Below are 4349 nucleotides of genomic sequence, written 5' to 3'. Positions count from 1 at the left end.
TTAATTGATTAGTTCGCTCTAGAGCAAAAACAATTGACAAAAATCGCTAAATGCCTTTCTATATAAGGGTTCCATCCCTTATAACCCCCGTCCATTGCATAACACAAACCGAAGAGCCATAATTCATAATTCATAATTCATAATTCCCACTTCCCATCACCGAGGGAGTAATTGTTGATAGAAATCCAATTGTTTTTGAGCGAGGGCTTTATTAGTATAATTGGTCATTACTCTCTGATAACCCCTCTGGCCTAATTCTTGAGCGAAGCTGGGATTATCTAAGAGAGTTTGTATAGATTTAGCCAGTGCCTCCCCATCTTTTTCGGGAAAAATTAAACCCGTATCAGCAATAACAAAGGGGATTTCTCCCGAATCAGAACCAATAACAGGAACCTGACAGGCCATAGCTTCAATTAAGACATGACCGAATTGTTCTTTCCAACCGACGGCCGTTAAGGTTTTGACCTGATAGGTGATTTCTGAAGGCAAAACTAAAGTGTTCATCAGGTTAATATAATTAACTACTTGATCGTGGGGAACACTTTCCACTATCATCAAGCGATCGCTTATTCCTGCGGCTGTAGCTTCGCTGACTATTTTATCTTTCAGGATTCCCCGACCTAACAGTAATAATTTCCACTTACCTGTTAATTTAGCTACAGCTTTAATCAGCGTTAGAATGCCTTTCTCTTCCACAAAACGACCGATAAAACCAATCACGAATTCATCGTTTTCAATGCCTAAAGTTCGGGCTAAATCGGGTTGCTTGCCGTGGGAAAAAAGGACTTCATCCACTCCTAATTGCGGTAAAACGGTGTATTTACCCCTGTAACCCCGTTCTTTTAAAACATCTACCCCGTCCTGATTACCGGCGATTAAACCATCGGTATTTTTCAGGTTATAAGCTTCTAACCAAGAGATGGGAAATTTAGGAGTATAGGGAAGATTCCACCAGGTAAAAAATACATTTTTAGCCTGGAGATTTAAGAGACGATTCAGAGTAATAAATTGAGCATAAGCGAGAGATTTAGAACCCTGTTCCACTTGAATAATATCGGGTCTAAATTTTTGCAATAAAGTAATTATATCAGTGCCAAAAGTTAATAAAGCTTGGTTATTCTGGCTAAAATTAGAGATAGGAATGACTCGGAAATTTTCGGCTATTTTCGGTTGACTTTCAATGATTTTATTTTGGACTCCTCCCGGTTGCCAACGTTGGGGAACAACAATAGTAACTTCAATATTGGGATTTAATCTTGTCAGGGCGCGCAGTTTCTCACAGTTGAGATCAACTATATATGTATGACTAGCGACTAAAATTTTCATAGATTATCTAGTTTTGTATAAATTTGGCCATCATTCCAGAGGGACTTTACTTGAGTTTTCAGAGCATCCAGAAAACCTAAACTATAAAAAATTCCCCTAGAGAGGATTTTAATCGGGGAACCACCTTTATTACAGGGAGGATTGCCAAGAACGTGACAATCAAATAATTTAGCATAGAGTCGCAATTGTTGAGCGGGAGTGAGATTTTTCAGAGCCATCAGAAAGTGATTATGATAAAAAGTCGTCTGATAACTCAAAGAACGAGTGCTAATATCATGACAGCCACCAGTTTCTTCCCCTAAATGAATCAGATAAGCGGTGGGATCGTACCAGACATGATAGGGAGTCCGGCGTAATCTTAAGCAAAAATCCGATTCCTCGCGCACGGCACTGCCACGAAAGCGTTCATCGAACCAAATGCCGTATTTAGTAAATATATCCTTACGGAAAGACATATTACAGCCCCGGGCTGAGATTACCTGCTGGGGTTTAGTGGTGTGGACAAGATCGATGTAATACCAAGCAATGCCCGGATCCATGGCTTGGGGGGGTAAAAAGTCGATTTCGTAGGGTTTGCTGGTATCTGTCACCATTTTTTGGGAGTCACCCAATTTCATGCGATCGAATACCCGACCTGCCACTACACCTATCTCAGGGTTCTTGACAAAATTCTCACTATGTGCTTTGAGATAATTATCCGGTAGCCGCACATCATCATCGATAAAAAGAACGATATCGCCTTGGGCGCGACGGACTCCATAATTTCTCGCACCGGGTAAACTCGCCCAATCCAGCCGATACCAGCTAATTTTGTGCTGATTAGCCAGATTTTCCAGATAGGATTGTATGGCGGGGCTGTGGGTAGCGGTCTGGTCGATAACTAATACCTCAAAATCGGGATAATCTTGTTTGAGTAGGTCATCGAGGGTATCTTTAAGAGGCTCTTCGCGTCGATAGGTGGGTATGATGACAGAAATCGAGGGAAAATTCATAGCAGGGAATGGGGGAGTGGGGGAGTGGGGAAGTGGGGAAATAGGGAAATGGGGGAGTGGGGGAGTGGGGGAATGGGGGAATTTCCACTAAAACCCTAAAACCCCAACACCCTAAAACCCAACACCCATATTTCAAGCTAAAGAAACACCTTTGCGTTTAAATTTTAAGCCCTTTTTGGAGGATTTTGTGGCGGTTTCTCCCGCCAGGATTTTGGCTTCTTTTTCCTGTTTTTCGATCACGGGTAATCTAAAAATTACGCCCGCAAATATCCAGTAATAAACGCCGACAGGATCCGTATCGAGGGCATACCAATAGGGAAGATAGGCAACAAAGAGCAGCAAAACCCAATAACTACCGGCAAAACCTCGCAGAGTCGGATCTTTGAGGGAACGATAGGTGCGGAAGGCCAGATAAACTAGATGGGTCATGAATATCATGTACAAGGTAAAACCAATGTATCCCAACTCGAATAAAACTTTAGTGTGATAGGTTTCCACAAAGGAAATATCACCGAAAACCCTAGCAGAAGCTGTGGCCACACCAAGTCCACGACCTAAAATACCGCCCTGATTACGGATCGCAAAATCCAACTGTTCTTGAAGAAAAGCGGTGGGGGGACTCTGTTGCCAACGGCTGACGGCGCTATCGTAGCGTTGTTGGACAAAATCGGGGTTAAGGAAAGAAAAACCGATAGCTAGAAGTAAAGTGGCGGCAAAAATGATCGGCAAAAATCGTTTTAAGTTAGCGATTTGTCCTGTAAGAATCGTCATCAGACCAATAATCATCGGTACAGCAAAGAAAGCTAATCTTTGCCCAGAGATCACTGCATTAATAAAAACTAGGGTTAAACCCACTAGGGCTGCTAGTCGCCATTTTTGGGAAATTTCACTAAAGGCACTGGCATAACAAACTACGGCACTAGAGACCAAAAACCAAGCCCAGTGCCAGGGAGAAACAAAGGTACCCGGTAGGCGGATCATATTCACTTCCGGACTATACACTAACGCCCCACCAATCAAACACCTTGCCTCTAAGTTGGCTTTGAATAGTGCATCAGCTACAAAGCCTCTAGTTCCTACACAACGACCGGTTTTCAGCATCCAGTATTGCATTAGTCCTAGAACACAACAAATAATCGCTAAAGTCACTAAAAGACGACTAAAAAATAATAGGGTCGGTTTGTCTTTGATTAAGTAATAAGTGCAGAAGATCAAGGGGACATAACCTAGCAAAACTTTAAATCCTAATATTCCTTGCAGAAAAGTCTCACTTTCCCGACAGGGAACCCCAAACAAAAAGCCGTTTCTGAAAACTCTCAGTCCTTCTACAGATGCACAAGTAGGCAGAAATTGTCTCTGTAAATTGACGGCTAATAGACAGACTACACAGAAAACAAAGATTAATAATAGGGTTGTACCTAATTGTTTGGGGACAATAATCGGTAATTGCTTTTTTCGACATTCTAAAACTAAGGCGATTAAAGCGGGTAGATAAAAGATATCTTTACTGATCTGCAGGATGGGACTACCTCCCAACCAATACACGATAGTGCCAGTGAAGGGGACATAGATAATAAATGCCCAAAGAGCCATGCGAGGATAGCTAAAGGAGAAAACTACTAAAATCAAGAGTAAACTTACTGCCGCTCCTATCTTGGCATCAAATAATAAGCTGAGGGGTAATCCGAGCAAAATTGCTACACAAATAGCAAAAACAATTAACCCCGTTAACTTTTGTTTCTTTTGCCTTTCTTCTTTTTTGAGGGCAAGTTTCTCTTTGATGTTAAGCGGGGGACTATCAGCTTTTGTTTGGCCCTGTTTATGCTTTTTTTTCTGGCGATCAATACTTAGTCTGGTCATCGAAAAACTGGGTCTGAAACCCCGCCCTTTAGCGATAGCGGAGGGCGGCTTTATATGAGTTAGCGAGAAACAATTAAACCGTTAGAACGACGAATTAACTGAATCTTGCTAACAGCTATCTGTCCCAATCGTTGACCATTGGCATCGCTTACAGATAGCTGTTTTTCGGTA

3 protein-coding genes are annotated in these 4349 nt (G+C 42.0%); all 3 read right to left on the bottom strand.

The features are described from left to right. Positions 1-156: 156 nt before the first annotated feature. The 3 genes from hpsO to hpsL all read right to left on the bottom strand — a co-directional run bounded on the left by hpsO (position 157) and on the right by hpsL (position 4178). Positions 157-1326 (bottom strand): hormogonium polysaccharide biosynthesis glycosyltransferase HpsO, encoded by a 1170-nt coding sequence (gene hpsO, locus IM477_RS16860; RefSeq protein ID WP_287732717.1) that lies wholly within the window; start codon positions 1324-1326, stop codon positions 157-159. Beyond that, positions 1323-2318: a hormogonium polysaccharide biosynthesis glycosyltransferase HpsN gene (gene hpsN, locus IM477_RS16855; protein ID WP_287732716.1), complete on the bottom strand. Its 996-nt coding sequence runs from the start codon at positions 2316-2318 to the stop codon at positions 1323-1325. Before hpsN ends, hpsO begins: the two co-directional genes overlap by 4 nt. Positions 2319-2450: 132 nt before the next feature. Beyond that, positions 2451-4178 carry a hormogonium polysaccharide biosynthesis protein HpsL gene (gene hpsL / locus IM477_RS16850; protein WP_287732714.1) on the bottom strand — a complete coding sequence of 576 codons (1728 nt, stop codon included), beginning with the start codon at positions 4176-4178 and terminating at the stop codon, positions 2451-2453. Positions 4179-4349 lie beyond the last annotated feature (171 nt).

The sequence above is a fragment of the Microcystis sp. M090S1 genome (assembly GCF_020246295.1).
Taxonomy (GTDB): Bacteria; Cyanobacteriota; Cyanobacteriia; order Cyanobacteriales; family Microcystaceae; genus Microcystis; species Microcystis aeruginosa.
This window is presented reverse-complemented; position numbering and strand designations above follow the sequence as displayed.